The 16,642-nt window shown below is 71.9% G+C and carries 13 protein-coding genes and 1 pseudogene; 11 read left to right on the plus strand and 3 right to left on the minus strand.

Annotation, left to right across the window (positions count from 1 at the left end; translation table 11 throughout):
* Positions 1 to 198 precede the first annotated feature (198 nt).
* Together O5O46_RS10930 and O5O46_RS10935 are read left to right on the plus strand one after the other, a co-directional pair.
* Positions 199 to 822 carry an LAETG motif-containing sortase-dependent surface protein gene (locus tag O5O46_RS10930; RefSeq protein ID WP_269855127.1) on the plus strand — a complete coding sequence of 208 codons (624 nt, stop codon included), beginning with the start codon at positions 199 to 201 and terminating at the stop codon, positions 820 to 822.
* A gap of 145 nt (positions 823 to 967) precedes the next feature.
* A complete protein-coding gene (locus O5O46_RS10935) occupies positions 968 to 2,536 on the plus strand; it encodes a purple acid phosphatase family protein (protein WP_269855128.1) in 1,569 nt (522 codons plus the stop codon).
* Between the two features lie 93 nt (positions 2,537 to 2,629).
* On the opposite strand, the gene O5O46_RS10940 is transcribed toward O5O46_RS10935, so the two are convergent.
* A complete protein-coding gene (locus tag O5O46_RS10940) occupies positions 2,630 to 3,931 on the minus strand; it encodes a hypothetical protein (protein WP_269855129.1) in 1,302 nt (433 codons plus the stop codon).
* 166 nt (positions 3,932 to 4,097) lie between these two features.
* Between O5O46_RS10940 and O5O46_RS10945 the strand changes: the two genes are divergently transcribed.
* From O5O46_RS10945 to O5O46_RS10965, 5 genes are all read left to right on the plus strand, one after another.
* A complete protein-coding gene (locus O5O46_RS10945; protein ID WP_269855130.1) occupies positions 4,098 to 5,126 on the plus strand; it encodes a heavy metal-binding domain-containing protein in 1,029 nt (342 codons plus the stop codon).
* A gap of 58 nt (positions 5,127 to 5,184) precedes the next feature.
* Complete coding sequence (locus O5O46_RS10950) at positions 5,185 to 6,018, plus strand: heavy metal-binding domain-containing protein (RefSeq protein ID WP_269855131.1); 834 nt, start codon at positions 5,185 to 5,187, stop codon at positions 6,016 to 6,018.
* Between the two features lie 47 nt (positions 6,019 to 6,065).
* Positions 6,066 to 6,500, plus strand: a complete 435-nt coding sequence (locus O5O46_RS10955) for a hypothetical protein (RefSeq protein WP_269855132.1) — start codon at positions 6,066 to 6,068, stop codon at positions 6,498 to 6,500.
* 315 nt (positions 6,501 to 6,815) lie between these two features.
* The gene (locus O5O46_RS10960) at positions 6,816 to 8,606 is read left to right on the plus strand and encodes a phosphatidylglycerol lysyltransferase domain-containing protein (protein ID WP_269855133.1); all 1,791 of its coding nucleotides are present in this window, start codon (positions 6,816 to 6,818) and stop codon (positions 8,604 to 8,606) included.
* 402 nt (positions 8,607 to 9,008) lie between these two features.
* A complete protein-coding gene (locus tag O5O46_RS10965) occupies positions 9,009 to 9,440 on the plus strand; it encodes a subtilase-type protease inhibitor (protein WP_269855134.1) in 432 nt (143 codons plus the stop codon).
* A 67-nt stretch (positions 9,441 to 9,507) separates the two neighbouring features.
* Here the strand turns inward: O5O46_RS10965 and tsaD are convergent, their stop codons facing one another.
* Positions 9,508 to 10,563, minus strand: coding sequence for a tRNA (adenosine(37)-N6)-threonylcarbamoyltransferase complex transferase subunit TsaD (gene tsaD / locus O5O46_RS10970; protein WP_269855135.1), 1,056 nt, complete (start codon positions 10,561 to 10,563; stop codon positions 9,508 to 9,510).
* Positions 10,564 to 10,701: 138 nt separating this feature from the next.
* On the opposite strand from tsaD, the gene cbiE reads away from it, so the two are divergent.
* The 4 genes from cbiE (at position 10,702) to O5O46_RS10990 (ending at position 16,364) form a co-directional block, all read left to right on the plus strand.
* Positions 10,702 to 11,946 carry a precorrin-6y C5,15-methyltransferase (decarboxylating) subunit CbiE gene (gene cbiE / locus O5O46_RS10975; RefSeq protein WP_269855136.1) on the plus strand — a complete coding sequence of 415 codons (1,245 nt, stop codon included), beginning with the start codon at positions 10,702 to 10,704 and terminating at the stop codon, positions 11,944 to 11,946.
* A 172-nt stretch (positions 11,947 to 12,118) separates the two neighbouring features.
* Complete coding sequence (locus O5O46_RS10980; protein WP_269855137.1) at positions 12,119 to 13,138, plus strand: cation diffusion facilitator family transporter; 1,020 nt, start codon at positions 12,119 to 12,121, stop codon at positions 13,136 to 13,138.
* A 114-nt stretch (positions 13,139 to 13,252) separates the two neighbouring features.
* On the plus strand, positions 13,253 to 14,989 hold the full coding sequence (locus O5O46_RS10985) for an ABC transporter permease (RefSeq protein WP_269855138.1): 1,737 nt from the start codon (positions 13,253 to 13,255) through the stop codon (positions 14,987 to 14,989).
* 13 nt (positions 14,990 to 15,002) lie between these two features.
* Complete coding sequence (locus O5O46_RS10990; protein ID WP_269855139.1) at positions 15,003 to 16,364, plus strand: ABC transporter ATP-binding protein; 1,362 nt, start codon at positions 15,003 to 15,005, stop codon at positions 16,362 to 16,364.
* 39 nt (positions 16,365 to 16,403) lie between these two features.
* Here O5O46_RS10990 and O5O46_RS10995 read toward each other — a convergent pair.
* A pseudogene (locus O5O46_RS10995) lies at positions 16,404 to 16,642 on the minus strand (manganese transporter); the annotation flags it as partial.

Raw genomic sequence — 16,642 nt, forward strand, 5'->3', positions numbered from 1 at the left:
GGGGGGTGAATTTGTCATAAGAACCGGGCGCGCCCCGCGGCCCCTCGAAGATCACCGAGCGGTCGACGCGCATCACGGGACGCCACTCCACCCATGGCCATGGTTTCCGGCGCGTCACCGGACAGGAGTAGTGTGCCGCCCCTCTCACAGGCTCGCGGCGCAACGGGGGCGCCGCCAGGGGAAGTTGAAGGAGAGCACATGACCAGAGCGAGCCGTGGCGGCAGGAGATCGGGCGTCGTCGCCGCTGCCGTCCTCACGGCCCTGCTCGGGAGCGGCGTACTCGCCGCGCCCGCCTCAGCACATGTCCCGGGTTGGTCGGTGACCTGCGACAAGGTCTCGATCGACCTCACCTACTACAACGCTCGCGCCACGAACACGGTGGCGGTCAAGGCCGACGGCAGGGACCTGCTGCCGACGACCGCGTTCGGCGACGCCTATCACAACTCGCTCCGACTGCCCGCGCACACCGGCCCGTTGCAGGTGGAGCTGATCGTGCGGGCCGGTGACGACCAGCGGTACAGCGTGGACCAGACCAAGACCGCGCCGGTGTGCGCGAGCACCTCGCCGTCGCCCAGCCCCACCCCGTCCAGCGCGCCGCCGTCCAGCAGCCCGCTGCCCACCGTCACGGCGACGCTCAGCTCCTCCCCGTCCGCCGTCGCACCGGTCCCCTCGCCCTCGAAGTCGGGCGGCCTGGCCGAGACCGGTGGCTCCAGCGCCACACCGGTCGTCGCCGGTGCCGCGGCCGCCGTGCTGGCCGCCGGTGGCGCACTGCTGGTACTGGGCCGCAGGCGCCGGGCGCACGGCTCGCACGCCGCCCGCTGACCCTGTAGGGCCCGGGCGGGGCGTGCGGGTTCGCCGCCGCGTCCGGGCCAAACGGGTCTCGTTTCAGCCCTGTTCGGTCGCTCGTCGGCCATTCTTCGCCGTGTGACATCCGCGACGACACATCCAGCGGGCATCGTCGGCCCCCATGAGTCGCACCGAACCTCCTACGTCCCGGCCGTCCGTCTCCCGCCGGGGCCTGCTCAGCGCGGCCGGAGCAGGTGTCTCCCTCATCGCCGTGGACGGCGGCCGGGCCACCGCCCTGCCCGCCCCCTCCGCCACCCTGCTGACCACCCCGAGCAGGCTGGACGCTCCCGCACTCACCGGAGTGCACCTGCAGTTCGGCGCCGACGCCTCCCGCGAGGTGACGGTCTCCTGGCAGACGGATGTCTCGGTACGCCGTCCCCGGGTGCTGCTCGGCACGGTCGAGCACGGCGTCGGCACCACCTGTCCGGCGGAGACCCGGACATACCGCGACCCGGTCACCGGCGAGGAGGTACAGGCCCACCACGCCCGCATCCGGGGTCTGCGACCCGGCACTGAGTACCTGTACATGGCGGTGCACGACGGGGCCACCCCGGAGGCGGGCACCTTCCGTACGGCACCGCGCGGACGGCGCCCGTTCACCTTCACCAGCTTCGGCGACCAGGCCACCCCGCAGGTCAACAAGGCGCAGTCCGGGGGACTCTGGGGCCAGGACAACTTCGGCTCGCAGTACGCGGGGGACACCACGTCCGCGGTGGAACAGGTGGCTCCGCTGTTCCACCTGCTCAACGGGGACCTGTGCTACGCCCAGTTGTCGGCCAACCCGACCCGGGTGTGGCGCGACTGGTTCATCAACAACGGCCGCAGCGCCCGCAACCGCCCCTGGATGCCCACCGCGGGCAACCACGAGAACGAACTGGGCAACGGCCCCATCGGCTTCCGCGGCTACCAGACGTACTTCGACTTCCCGGACAACGGAGCCGAGGACGAGTTCAAGGGCCTGTGGTACGCGTTCACCGCCGGTTCGGTACGCGTCATCATGCTCCAGAACGATGACGTCGCCTACCAGGACGCGGGCGGATCGTACATCCGCGGCTACTCGGCGGGTGCCCAGGAGCGCTGGCTGGAACAGGAGTTGCGGCGCACCAGGGCCGACCGGGAGATCGACTGGATCGTGGTCTGCATGCACCAGGTGGTGATCTCCACCGCCGACTTCAACGGCGCCGACCTCGGTGTGCGCAAGGCCTGGCTGCCACTGTTCGACCGGTACGGCGTCGACCTGGTCGTCTGCGGCCATGAGCACCACTACGAACGGTCGCTGCCCATCCGCGGCCAGCAGGGGAACACGACGGGCACCCCCATCCCGGTCTCCACCGACCTCGCGCTGGCCGACACCAGCAAGGGCACCGTGCACATGGTGATCGGCGGTGGCGGCATGGGCTTCACGTCCAACGGCAAGCTGTACGACGGGAAGACCGCCAAGGTGATCGTCGCCCGCGGCGACACCAGGGCGAACGGCCACTACCAGCCTGTCTACGCGCACGAGGACGCGCCGTGGTCCGCCTTCCGCGACCGGGAGAACCCGTACGGCTTCTGCGCCTTCGACGTGGACCCCGGCCAGCCGGGCGGCCGGACCCGGATCCACGTCACGTACTACGCGGTGACCGGCGCGGGCGGAGCGATGAAGCCGGTGGACCGCTTCACCCTGGAACGCCCCCGCAGCGACAGCTGACGCCGAGCCGGGCCGCGGTCCCGCGGCCGGAGGCCAAGGGCACCGCGGCCCCGCCGAACGGAGCGCGAACCCCCACCGAGGCGACGGGAAACGCTAGTTGGCGAGCCCTTCCGTGGGCGAAGCTCCCAGAGCGTCCAGGCGTTGCCGCAGGGCGTGTAGCGCGTCGGGCTGGTGGCCCACCACCTGGCGGCGCAACCGCACCAGCTCCGGAGCGAGTTGCCGGGCCCGGCCCGGGTCGGTGACCCGGGACCAGCAGTGGTGGGCGCGGTCGACCGCGTTGACCACGGCCTCGTCCTCGGTGTCCTGGCCGCCCCTCAGCCGGGCGTCGGCCGCAGTCAGCCACAACTCGCAGGCGCGGCCGGTGTCCTGGGCGAGCATGGCGAGGTCGGCCCGTACCTCCACCCAGTGGACCGCCTCCGCCGAGGAGGGTCCGGCGGCGCGTAGCGCGGCCTGCTCCCACGCGGCCGCTATGGCCGCGGCCTCGGTGTGGCGTCCGGCGCGGGCCGCCTCGCGGATGGCGGCGTGCGGATCGGCCGCGGCGGGCGGGGGTGCGGCGGGGGCCGCCACACGGCTGTCGGCCCGCGGGGGCTCGGGCGGGGCGGGCGGTACCCGGTCGGCGGGTTCCAGCAGCGCGGGCCTGGGGGCGGGGAGTTGGTGCCGATCCGGTGCGAACGCCCCGGCGGCGCACGGGATTTCGGCGGCGGTCCCGCCGTAGTACGGCTGCTGGGGCTGCCGTCCGCCTGCGAACAACAGCTGCCGACCGCCCGTCGCCCCGGCCGCCGCTGCCGCCTCCTGGTGCAGCTGGCCCAGGGGCGGACGGACGGTGGCGGCCCGCAGCAGCTCGGCGAGCGCCCGGCTGTACGCGCACCCGCTGGTCTCCCGCTTGGGCGGCGGCGGAGCCAACACCCCGTACAGCGCGAGGCCGCCTGCCAGCAGCTCGGGCCGGGTGGATATCAGCTGCCACGCCGTGTCGTCGGCGACCAGGTCGCACACCACCGCCGTACTGCCGGGCGGCCGTTGCTGGAACGCGGCGGCCAGCCAGTGCCACGGCAGCGCCGTGTAGCGCACGGTGTCCGCCGTGGTGCGGCCGAGCACCAGGTGCGGCAGCCGCTGCTTGCGGTCGACGGTGAGCTGTCCGCAGACGTAGACCAGCAGCGGTCCCGGTGTGGTCGCGGCGGTGTGCAGATGGGTGGTCACGGTGTTGGCGTCCACCGGATCCACCAGCTGCACGACGTTGCCGCCGGACCGGGTGCCGGTGAGGACGTGCGGCGGCACGGCCGCGAGCAGCGGCAGCGCCGAGGCGGTGTCCAACACGCGGCGTCTGCCGGGAGGTGCGGAGGTCAGCAGCAGCGCACATCCTTGTTCCTGGTGGTCCGCCGCCCCGTTGATCGCCATGTCAGCACAGTATCGGCCCCCCGGCGGCGGCCTCGCCACAGTCCCTGCAGCAGCCCTTCACCGCCGCGCGTCACCGCTTCGGCACCTGTGTGCGCGCCATTGGTCCGAGGTCCTAGACTCGGCCTCCCAGACCAGCGCGCCAACACGGACGGGGAGTTGGTTTTCCATGAGCGGCGAGTGGTCACCGGGAGCGGCCCTGCCCCCGGTGGCGGCGGCCAGGACCGCCGAGGCGCGGCGCACTGGCACCTGGTCGTCCGCGGTGTCCACCGGAGAGTTCGCGGCGATCCGCTCGGTGGGCTTCGAACCGGTGGGCCAGGTGATGGGCTCGGCCGTCTACCAGGTGTCGCGCAGCGGTCCGTTCTGGGGCTACTACGACTGCGGGTACCAGTACGCCGGGTTCTCCGGCCGGATGTCGTCTCCGGCGCAGGTGGCGCTCTCCGGTCAGGGGGCCGGGTCGCGGGCGCTGGTCGAGGTGCTGATGGCCGCCCGGCACAAGGCGCTCGGCCGGATGTCCGCGGAGTGCTCGGCGCTGGGCGGCGACGGTGTGGTGGCCGCCAACCTGACCATCGCGCCGTTTCCGGCCGCGCCGAACTGCCTGGAGTTCCAGGTCATCGGCACCGCGGTGCGCGCGCAGGGGCCGGTGCGTCCGCCGCGGCCGTTCACCACGCATCTGGACGGGCAGGGGTTCGCCAAGCTGGTCTCGGCCGGATGGGTGCCGGTGGAGCTGCTGATCGGCCTGTCCATCGGGGTACGGCACAACGACTGGACGACCCGGCGGCAGAACTGGCTCGGCGCGGGCAACCAGGAGGTCACCGGCTGGACCGACCTGGTCGGAGCCACCCGGCACGACGCCCGGGCCCAGCTGTACGGCCAGGCCGCCAGGAGCGGCGCCAACGGCGTGGTGCTGGGCAGCAGCGACCTGAGGGTATGGGGCGAGCGCTGCGTGCGGGCGCGCAACCGCAACAGCGAGTCCGACGCCGAGGACCACGCCGCCGAGGCCACCCTGGTCGGCACGGCGGTGGCCGCCTTCCAGGTACGCGAGGCCCCGCCACGCACCCTGAGCATCATGCCGCTGGACTCCAGGCGGAAGCGGCTGCGCAGGCGCATCGAACGCGAGCTGGACTCCTACGGCACCGATCCGACCGAGGTGCGCCAGATGCTGGCCGAGCTGTCGGAACTGGACGGTACCGAATGATCCGCGAACAGCCGCACGCCCGTACCGCCGATGACCACGCAACGAGGGGAACCCGATCATGACCGCCACCGACCCCACCGCCCAGGGCGTACCGGCCGACGCGATGCGCCGACTGGCCGAGCTGCAGCCGGGCAAGCCGGGCGGGATCTTCACCAGTGACCTGTCGGTCAACGAGTTCCTGCTGGTGCGCGAGGCGGGCTTCCGGCCCATCGGCCTGGTGCTGGGCAGCTCGATCTACCACGTCGGGATCCAGTTGGGCCGCTGGGGCAAGAACCAGGAGCTGACCACGCTCAGCCAGGCCATGTACCACGCGCGTGAGCTGGCGATGACGCGGATGGAGGCGGAGGCGGCGCAGCTCGGCGCGGACGGCATCGTGGGCGTGCGGCTGTCGGTCGAGGCGCGTGAATTCGGCAACGACATCGCGGAGTTCATCGCCATCGGCACCGCGGTCAAGGCGGACGCCCCGGCTCCGGGCGGCGACGGCAGCTGGCGCAACATCAAGGGCCAGCCGTTCACCTCCGACCTGAGCGGCCAGGACTTCTGGACGCTGATCCGCGCCGGTTACGCGCCGCTGGGCATGGTGATGGGCACCTGCGTCTACCACATCGCGCACCAGAAGATGGGCTCGGTGTTCTCCAACTTCGGCAAGAACGTGGAGATCGAACCGTTCACCCAGGCCCTGTACGACGCGCGTGAGCTGGCGATGGAGCGGATGCAGCACGAGGCGGAGGAGCTGCACGCGGAGGGCATCGTGGGCGTCCAGCTGAACTCCCACAACCACCGGTGGGGCGGCCACACCACGGAGTTCTTCGCGATCGGCACGGCGGTACGGCCACTGCGCGACGACCATGTCATCGAACGGCCCACGATGGTGCTCAGCCTGGACGGCTGACCGCCCCGAGTAGCGTATTCATCCACTCCAGACAAGGCTCGCTCGTGATGACCCCCAACGACCCCACACCGTACGAACCGGGCGGTTCACCCGACTCCGTGGAGCTGCTGGCCGCCGCGCTGCGCCAGGACGCCGCCGATCTCGACGTGTACGCGCGGGTGCTCACCGGCACCCTGGCGGACGCGCTGCCGCCCGGCTCGGTCGCGGTGGAGCGCAAGCGCGGTATGGCCGACCGGCTGGCGGGCCGTGAGGGCCGGGTGGAGCGGCTGGACGTCTCGCTGGGCGAGCAGCGGCTGGTGCTGAACCTGGCCGGCGGCCGTCCGACGGGTGAGGTGTGCAAGGAGGTGCGCGGCGTGGTGCTGTCCCGCCGCCCGGTCGCGCTGGACGAGTGGGTACGGGAGCTGGCGAGCGCCATCGCGGCCCGCGCGGCGTCGGACGCGCGGGCCCGGGCGGCCCTGGAGAAGCTGATCCTCGGCCGGTAGCCGCTGTCGGAAACATCACGTCAGCATCGGCGTCATCGCGGTCAACACCGTCATGGAATAGCTCGGAAACAGCCGGAAATTCGACCTGCGGCGGCCCGTACGGGGCTCGGATGAGAAATGCCCCGTGAGATGGACGCGACTTTGCCGCCGCATGGTTGCCGCACAGTTCCCACACAGAAGACGTCCGGTTTGGCCAGGCACAGAGCGGTGTCACCTCTTCGGGTGATTGGTAAAGTCGAGGGTTGGTGCGGAACGCGGTTCGGCAATGGGGGCGCACCAGCGAGCGGTTTTCCTGGGATCTGAGGGGCGTCATCCATGAGCAATGCTGTCAGTGCCGCGCCGAGTGCCGATACGGGCACCGGGCCAGGGGCCGGAGGACAGCAGCAGCGGCGGTCGGGCAGGCAGTCCTCCGCCCTGACTCGACGCAGCGCGGCGGTGCCGATCTGGTATCTGCGGTTGGTGGGCGTGCTGAACCTGCTGACCGCGGTGTCGTTCGCGCTCCGCGAGCGGGTGCAGGAGCACAACACCGGTGAGCTGTTCACCCCGTTCATGCTGTTCGCCGGATTCGGCTCGGCGGCGGCGGCGCTGTTCATGGCGATGATGCTCGCGCGGCGCAAGCGGATGGCGTGGATCGTCTTCATCCTGCTGTGCGGCGGTTACGCGGCGTTGACCGCGTGGTGGCTGGTGGCCTGGGAGGAGCTCCGCCGCCATCCGTTCAACTGGATCTCGTTCGCGATCACTTGCCTGGTGCTGCTGTTCGCCCTGATCTCGGGCCGCGAGTTCTACGCCAAGGGCGACCGTACGAACCCGCAGCTGGCTCTCGCGGTGCTGGGCGTGGGTGCGCTGATCTCCGTCCTCGTCGGCGCGACCCTGGTGACGGCGGTCGGCCCCGACCAGGCCAGCATCGGCGACCGGGTGTGGTACGTGGCGCTACGACTGGCCACCCTCACCAACGACAAGGACTTCGGCACCCTGCACGTGGCCCGCTGGGTCAGCGCGGGCATCAACCTCACCGGCCTGGCACTGCTGCTGGCGGTGCTGTACGCGCTGTTCCGCTCGCCGCGGGGTCGCGAGCGGCTGGACCGGGACGACGAGGACCGGCTGCGGGCCCTGCTGGACAAGCACGGTTCGCGTGACTCGCTGGGGTACTTCGCGCTGCGCCGCGACAAGTCGGTGATCTTCTCGCCGACCGGCAAGGCGGCGGTGACCTACCGGGTGATCGGCGGGGTGACGCTGGCGTCCGGCGACCCGATCGGGGACGTGGAGGCGTGGCCCGGCGCGATCGACGCCTGGCTGGCCGAGGCCCGGGAGCACGCCTGGATCCCGGCGGTGACCGGTGCCAGCGAGGAGGCGGGCAACGTCTACGCCCGGCACGGGCTGGACGCGCTGGAGATGGGCGACGAGGCAATCGTCTACCCCTCGGAGTTCACCCTTGAGGGCCGTGCGATGCGCGGCGTACGGCAGGCCTACAACCGTGTGAAGCGCGCGGGTTACACCACGCGTATCCGTCGGCACGACGACATCCCGGCCGACGAGATGGCCGAGCTGCTGGAGGCGGCGGACCGCTGGCGTGACGGGCAGACGGAGCGCGGCTTCTCCATGGCGCTCGGCAGGCTCGGCGACCCGGCCGACGGCCAGTGCGTGATGATCGAGTGCGTTGACGGGGAGGGGAAGCTGCGGGCGCTGCTGAGCTTCGTGCCGTGGGGGCCGAAGGGCCTGTCCCTCGATCTCATGCGCCGGGACCGCGAGTCCGAGAACGGGCTGGTGGAGTTCATGGTCCTGGAGCTGATCCAGAACGCGGGCACGGTGGGCGTGGAGCGGATCTCGCTGAACTTCGCGATGTTCCGCTCGGTCTTCGAGGAGGGCGCCCGGCTGGGCGCGGGGCCGGTGCTGCGGATGTGGCGCTCGGCGCTGCTGTTCTTCTCCCGCTGGTGGCAGCTGGAGTCGCTGTACCGCTCCAACTCCAAGTACCGCCCGATCTGGGAGCCGCGCTTCCTGCTGTTCGAGAAGACCTCGCAGCTGCCCCGGATCGGCATCGCCAACGCCCGCGCCGAGGGCTTCATCACCACCCCCGCGCCGCTGGCCCGGCTGCGCCGGGACGGCTGACCCCACACCGCCCCACCGTGGCCCCGCGGCTTTCCGCCGCGGGGCCACGGTGTTTCCGCTGTGTTTCATACGTCCCGTGGATATGCCCCGTGCACTGCACGGGCGTCCCTTTTGTACGGGCGCAGGTGTGCGTTTTCAGCCGACTCCAGTCGACGCGGGGGATGGCGTGTTCGGTATTCGTACAGGTGGGCAGGGCGTCAACTGCAGCCGCGTAACACGGAATTCATAATCAACTCCTGCCCAGCGACCACCCCGCACCACCTCCGAGCAGCCCCGACGCCACTGCGAGCCATCACTCGATCGCACCCCGTGACCAGAAGTGTTCGTTCGATGTGCGTTACGTGGAGGATTCGGCAAGACTCCCGTCCGCTATCTGCACCCCCAAGCCAAGGAGTGTTCGGAATGCGGTTCACCAAGCGGACCATCGGGCTCGCTGCGACCCTCGCCCTGGGACTGACCGGAATCGGGGCCACCGCCGCGCAGGCCGCCGACGGCGGCCCGGCGACGCACGCGCCCTCGGCCCTGGTGCTCACCATCGCCAACGGCACCAACCCGAACACCGCCACCGTAGAGCGCGCGGTAACCCTCCGCTGTTCGCCGGCGGTTGGCGGCGACCACCCGGACGCGTACCAGGCGTGTGCCGAACTCGGCGCCGTCGGGGGCGACTTCGCCGAGCTGAGCACCAACTCGCCGCACGGGATATGCCCGATGATCTGGATGCCGGTGACGGTCAGCGCACAGGGCGTCTGGAACGGCCAGCGGATCTCGTACTCGCACACCTATGCCAACGAGTGCGTGATGAAGACCAACAACGCGTACGTCTTCAGCTTCTGAGCGGTCCGAAACCGCTCAGCGCACCACCTCAGAAGGTGCCGGCCCCCCAGGGGGGCCGGCACCTTCGTCATACGCGCCCCGCGGCCACCGGGCACAGCGCCGCGTACTCCAGCGGGGCGGACGGGTCCACAGAGACGTCCAGCGGCGCCGCGGGCGCGCCCGCGCGGACCAGCAGGTCGCCGACGGCGGCGATCATCGCGCCGTTGTCCGTGCACAACCGCGGTGGCGGAACCCGCAGTTCGACCCCCGCGGCGGCACACCGCTCGGCGGCCAGCGAACGCACCCGGGAGTTCGCCGCCACGCCGCCGACCACCACGAGGGCCCGCACTCCGTACTCCCGGCAGGCGGCGACCGCCTTACGGGTCAGCACATCGGCCACCGCCTCCTGGAGCGAGGCCGCCGCGTCGCCGACCGCGACCGCACCGCCACGGGCCTCCGTGTGGCGGGCGACCGCGGTCTTCAGCCCGGAGAAGGAGAAGGCGTACGGCGCGTCACGCGGCCCGGTCAGCGGCCTGGGGAAGGCGACGGCGCTCGGATCGCCGTCCCGCGCCGCCCGGTCGATGGCCGGTCCGCCCGGGTACGGCAGGCCCAGCAGTCGGGCGGCCTTGTCGAAGCACTCCCCCGCCGCGTCGTCCAGCGTGTCGCCGAGGTGCGCGATCGGGTCCCGGGCCACGTCCCGTACCAGCAGCAGCGAGGTGTGGCCGCCGGAGACGATCAGCACCATGCACGGATTCGGCAGCGGGCCGTGCTCCAGGGTGTCGGCGGCGACATGCCCGGCGAGGTGGTGCACCCCGTGGAGCGGGACGCCCAGCGTGTAGGCGTAGGACTTGGCCGCGGCCACGCCCACCTGCAGGGCACCGGACAGCCCGGGACCGGTGGTCACCGCGACCGCGCCGACGTCCGCGAGCCGCAGCCCGGCGTCGGCCAGGGCGGCCCGCACCGCCGGCCCGATGGCGTGCAGATGCGCCCGGGAAGCGATCTCGGGCACCACGCCGCCGTACCGGGCGTGCTCGTCCATGCTGGACGCCAGCGCCTGGCCCAGCAGCCGTCCGTCCCGCACCAGTGCGGCGCCGGTCTCGTCGCAGGAGGACTCGATGCCCAGCACGATCGGGGAGGCGCCCATGCGAAACCTTTCTTGCAAGTCTTTTGCAGTTGCACATACTACGCGCTGGCGTGCGGCACCCTGCCCGCCGGGAGCCCGGCCCCCGGCGGGTCAGTAGAGTTCGGATTCCGTTTTCGTCCCCGACCGCCGAGGAGACCCGTGAGTTCCGCCGCAGCCCACAGCGACGACGGTGCCGTGCCGGTCACGGTGGTGGGGATCGGGGCCGACGGATGGACCGGGCTCTCAACGGGCGCCCGGGAAGCGCTGCTTGGCGCCGAGGTGGTGATCGGTGCCGCCCGGCAACTCGGGCTGCTGCCTCCGGAGTGCGGCGGCGAGCGGGTCGCCTGGCCGTCGCCGCTGCGCCCGGCGGTGCCGGGGCTGCTGGACCGGTACGCCGGGCGCCGGGTGTGCGTCCTGGCCAGCGGGGACCCCATGTTCTTCGGCATCGGCCGGACCCTGACCGAAGTGGCGGGCGCCGGGCGGCTGCGGATACTGCCGCACCCCTCCTCGGTCAGCTACGCGTGCGCACGACTGGGCTGGCCGCTGGAGGAGACGGAGGTGGTCAGCCTGGTCGGACGGCCGGTGGCCGCACTGGCCGCCGCGCTGCACGCCCGGGGGCGGCTGCTGGTGCTCAGCGCGGGCGCCGCCACCCCCGCCGAGGTCGCCGCGCTGTTGCGGGACCGCGGCTACGGCCCGAGCCGCATGCGGGTGCTGGAGAACCTCGGCGGCGAGCGGGAACGCCAGCTCACCGGGGTCGCCACCACCTGGTCGCACCCCGCGGGCGATCCGCTCAACGTGGTCGCCGTCGAGTGCGCGCCCGCCGAAGGCACCCCGAGGCTGCCGAACACCCCGGGCCTGCCCGACGAATCCTTCGAACACGACGGCCAGTTGACGAAGCGCCATGTCCGTGCCATGACGCTGGCCGCCCTCGCCCCCACGCCCGGTGAACTGCTGTGGGACATCGGTGCGGGCTCCGGCAGCATCGGCATCGAGTGGATGCGCACCCACCGCGGCTGCCGGGCGATAGCCGTGGAGCGCGACCCGGTGCGGGCCGAGCGGGTGGCCCGCAACGCGGAACGGCTCGGCGTGCCCGGCCTGCGCGTGGTCACCGGCCGGGCTCCGGACGCGCTCGCCGAACTCCCCACGCCGGACGCGGTGTTCATCGGCGGTGGCGCCACCGCGCCGGGGCTGCTCGACAGGTGCTGGGAGGCGCTGCCCAGTGGCGGCCGGCTGGTGGCGAACACCGTGACCCTGGAGTCCGAGGCACTGCTGGCCGACCACTACCGACGGTACGGCGGCGAGCTGGTGCGGATCGGGGTCTCCCACGCGGTTCCGGTGGGCGGCTTCACCGGATGGCGGCAGGCCATGCCGGTCACCCAGTGGGTGGCCACCAAGCACGGCTGACGTCGGCGCCACTTTCACGCTCACGAAGAACCCGCAGGTCACAGCGGTCTTACCGGCTTCGATAACGGTTGCCAGTGCAGTCTTTGGATCTTTCGCCAATTCGCGGTCTACTGCCTTGGACCGGGTACGACGAGATGCCCAATCAACATGTCCGCAGTGGAAGGGATCGGGGATGGGCGACGAGGCGGAGCGGCGGCACGAGCACGGCCACGCTGGGCACGGGCACGACCACGGGCACTCGCACGGTGTGGCGGCCGACGCCGACCGCCGCTGGTTGACGATCGCGCTGTGCCTCATCGTGGGCTTTATGGCGGTCGAGGTCGTCGTCGGCCTGTTCGCCCAGTCGCTGGCACTGATCTCGGACGCCGCGCACATGCTCACCGACGCGGCCTCGATCGTGCTCGCGCTGGTGGCGATGCGGCTCGCCGCGCGCCCGGCACGCGGTGGCTTCACCTACGGACTGAAGCGGGCGGAGATCCTGTCCGCGCAGGCCAACGGCATCACGCTGCTGGTGCTGTCGCTGTGGCTGGCGTACGAGGCCGCCTGGCGGCTGATCTCGCCGCCCGCGGTGACCGGCGCCCTGGTGCTGGTGACGGCGCTGGTCGGGATCGTGGTCAACGTGATCGCCGCCTGGTGCATCTCCAAGGCCAACCGCAGCTCGCTGAACGTGGAGGGCGCCTTCCAGCACATCCTCACCGACCTGTACGGCTTCATCGCCACCGCGGTCGCCGGCCTCGTCGTGCTGCTCACCGGGTTCGCCCGCGCGGACGCCATCGCCTCGCTGGTGGTGGTGGCGCTGATGCTGAAGGCCGGTGCGGGCCTGGTGCGCGAGTCGGGCCGGATCTTCCTGGAGGCGGCACCCGCCGGGGTCGACCCGGACGCGATCGGTGACCGGCTGGTAGGCCACCCGTGCGTGGTCGAGGTGCACGACCTGCACGTCTGGCAGATCACCTCCGGCCAGCCCGCCCTGTCCGCACACATCCTGGTGGAGCCGTCCGGGGACTGCCACGCGGTGCAGCGGGGCCTGGTGGAGCTGCTGCACCAGGACTACGGCATCACCCACACCACGCTCCAGGTCGACCACGCCCCCGAGCAGTTGCTCGCGGTCACCCGCCGGGGGGCGGAGCAGGACAACGGCCACTGCGCGGACGCGCACGGCCCGGTGCACCGCGAGGGACCGCACCCGCACTGACCGGCCCGCCGTCTGTCGTCCAAGCCGGTGGGCGTCGGGGTGTTGCCGTCCGCAACCCCCGCGCCGTCACCGGTGCCGTGATTCGCTGAGGGCCACGGCGACGGAGGTGAGGCGGTGGCGGGCGCGGACGGCTTTCCGTCCCGGGATGTCTGGCGCCGTCCCGGGCTGCGCTGGGTGGACCTGCTGGTGGCGGCGGCGCTGGTGGGCCTGCTGTACGGGCTGCTGGAGCTGGCGCCGTCGCTCAACTCGCCGTTCCTGCCCGGCCAGGCACCGAGGACGGTCTCCACCGACCCGGCCAACCTGCCGTTCTACGCGGTGCGTTCGCTGCTGCGGATGTTCCTGGCGCTGATCCTCTCGGTACTGTTCACCTTCGTCTACGGGGTGGCCGCGGCCCGGCTGCGCAGGGCCGAGAAGGTGCTGCTCCCGGTGCTGGACATCCTTCAGTCGGTGCCGGTGCTGGGCTTCCTGTCCGTGGTGGTGACCGCGTTCATCAACCTCTTCCCCGGCTCCACTCTGGGCCTGGAGTGCGCGTCGATCTTCGCCATCTTCACCTCGATGGCCTGGAACATGACGTTCGCCTTCTACCACTCGCTGGTGAGCCAGCCGCACGAACTGGACGAGGCGGCACGGGTGATGCGGCTGACGAAGTGGCAGCGGTTCTGGCGGCTGGACGTGCCCAGCGGCATGATCCCGCTGGTCTGGAACGGGATGATGAGCTTCGGCGGTGCCTGGTTCTTCCTGGCCGCCTCCGAGACCATCAGCGTCCTCAACCACCAGTACGCGCTGCCCGGCGTGGGCAGTTACGCGGCCACCGCGATCGGCAGCGGCGACCTGGGCGAGGTGGGCATCGCCATCGGCGTGATGGTGGTACTGGTGATCGGCGTGAACGTGCTGTTCTGGCGGCCGATGGTGGCCTGGTCGGAGCGGTTCCGGGTGGAGGAGTCCGAGGCCGCCGAACGGCCGCGCAGCGTCGTGCTGGAGCTGCTGCGCCGCTCCTCGCTGGCGGACCTGGTGGCGCGTCCACTGCGCTCGGCGGGCCGGGCCCTGGACGCGGCGACCCGGCCGTTCGGGGTGGCCGAGCACCCGCTGGTCAGGCCCGCGGCGCGGGAGCGCACCGGCGATGTGTTCTTCGGCGGCGCGCTGGCGGTGGTGGTGCTCTACGGCGTGTGGAAGGCGCTGGGCTATGTGCGGGCGTCGGTGGGCCTGGGCGAGTTCGGGCACGCCTTCGCGCTGGGCGCGGCGACGTTCGGCCGGGTGATCGTGCTGCTGGTGGCGGCGACGCTGGTGTGGGTGCCGGTCGGGGTGTGGATCGGGATGAACCCGAGGGTCACCAGGTTCGCCCAGCCGGTCGTGCAGGTGCTCGCCAGCTTCCCGGCGAACTTCCTCTTCCCGTTCGCCACGGCCGCGTTCGTGGCGCTGGGCGTCTCGCTGAACGTGGGCAGCATCCTGCTGATGGCGCTGGGCGCGCAGTGGTATGTCCTGTTCAACGTCATCGCGGGAGCCTCGGCGATCCCCTCCGACCTGCGGGAGGCGATGACCGGCTTCCAGGTGGGCGGGTGGCTGCGCTGGCGGTACTTCATCCTGCCGGCGATCTTCCCGTACTACGTCACCGGCGGGATCACCGCGGCGGGCGGCGCCTGGAACGCCTCGATCGTCGCCGAGGTGGTCCGCTTCGGCCACCACCACCTGACCGCGACCGGGCTGGGCGCGTACATCGCGAATGCCACCGGTACCGGCGACTTCCCGAAGATCCTGGTCGGGGTCACAGTGATGAGCGTGTACGTCGTCGCGCTGAACCGACTGCTGTGGCGCCGCCTCTACCACCTGGCCGAGACCCGCTACGCGCTGTGACCCGGAGCCGCCGATGACCAACACGCCCAGCAGGTCCGAGACCGGCGCCGCGATCGTCCGGGCGGAAGGGGTGACCAAGACGTTCACCACGCCCGACGGGCGGGCGCTGCCGGTGCTGGACGCGATCAGCATGCAGGTGAACGAGGGCGAGATCGTGGCGCTGCTCGGCAAGTCCGGCTCCGGCAAGTCCACGCTGCTGCGCTGCCTCGCCGGGCTGATCGCCCCCTCGGCGGGCACCGTCTCGTACCGCGGCACACCGCTGGCCGCGACCAACCCCGGGGTGGCGATGGTCTTCCAGTCCTTCGCGCTGCTGCCCTGGCTGACCGTGCAGCAGAACGTGGAGCTGAGCCTCCAGGCCCGGGGGGTCACGGAGGACGAGCGCAGGGAGCGGGCGCTGAAGGCCATCGACCTGATCGGCCTGGACGGTTTCGAGGGCGCCTACCCCAAGGAGCTGTCCGGTGGCATGCGGCAGCGGGTCGGTGTCGCCCGGGCGCTGGTGGTCGAGCCGGACGCGCTGTTCATGGACGAGCCGTTCTCCGCGCTGGACGTGCTCACCGCCGAGAACCTGCGGCGGGAGATCGTCGGCCTGTGGGAAGGGCACGAGGCGCCGGTGCGCTCGGTACTGATCGTCACCCACAACATCGAGGAGGCGGTGCTCCTCGCCGACCGGATCCTGGTGCTGTCGTCCAACCCGGGCCGGATCAGGGCCGAGTTGACGGTGAACCTGCCGAGGCCGCGGGACCGCCGCACCCCGCAGTTCGAGGCCCTGGTCGACACGGTGTACGGGATCCTCACCGGCCGGGAGGAGGCCGCGGAGGAGGCGGCGGCCGCCGCCGCGGTGCAGGCACCCACCGGGGCCCCGCGGGCCGCGGCCACCCCGATCGCCGTACCGCTGCCCGAGGTGAGCGTCGGCGGGCTGGCCGGGCTGCTGGAGATCCTGGTGGCGCGCGGCGGTGAGGACGGTCTGGCGGAGCTGGCCGACGAGTTGAGCTTCGAGATCGACGATCTGCTGCCGCTGGTGGACGCCGCCGTGCTGCTGGGTCTGGCTCGCACCGAGGGGCCGCGGATCACGGTGACCGAGCAGGGCCGGGAGTTCGCCGCCGCCGACATCCTCACCAGCAAGCAGTTGTTCGCCCGGCACGCGGCCCGGCACGCCCCGCTCGTGCGGGCGATCGTCCAGGCACTGGCCGCGACCGAGGGCCAACGGTTGCGCGAGGAGTTCTTCCTCGATCTGCTGCGCCGCGGGTACTCCGCGGAGGAGGCCCGGCACCAGCTCGACATCGCGATCGACTGGGGCCGCTACGGCGAGCTGTTCGACTACGACGCCGACGACGGCGTGCTCACCCTGGAACCGGGCGCGGAGGCCAAGCTGTGACGGTGGCGGCGGGCGGGTGCCCGCCACCACCGGTGGGCCTCAGTGGCCGAGGGCGACCTCGACGATCTTGATGACCACCAGGACCATCGCGATCAGCAGGTAGGAGCGCAGTGCCCCCATGCCGATCTTGTAGCCGGTGGACATGACCGGCTTGGCCAGCGTCTCCAGCGGCGGCATCCGCCACTCGTCCCGGCCGCTGCGGTCGATGCCCGCGCCGGCGCGCGCCCAGCCCTTGCGGCGGCGGCGCACCTCGGCGTAGCCGATGGCGAGCACCCCGG

Source organism: Streptomyces sp. RPT161 (assembly GCF_027533845.1).
Lineage (GTDB): Bacteria > Actinomycetota > Actinomycetes > Streptomycetales > Streptomycetaceae > Streptantibioticus_A > Streptantibioticus_A silvisoli_A.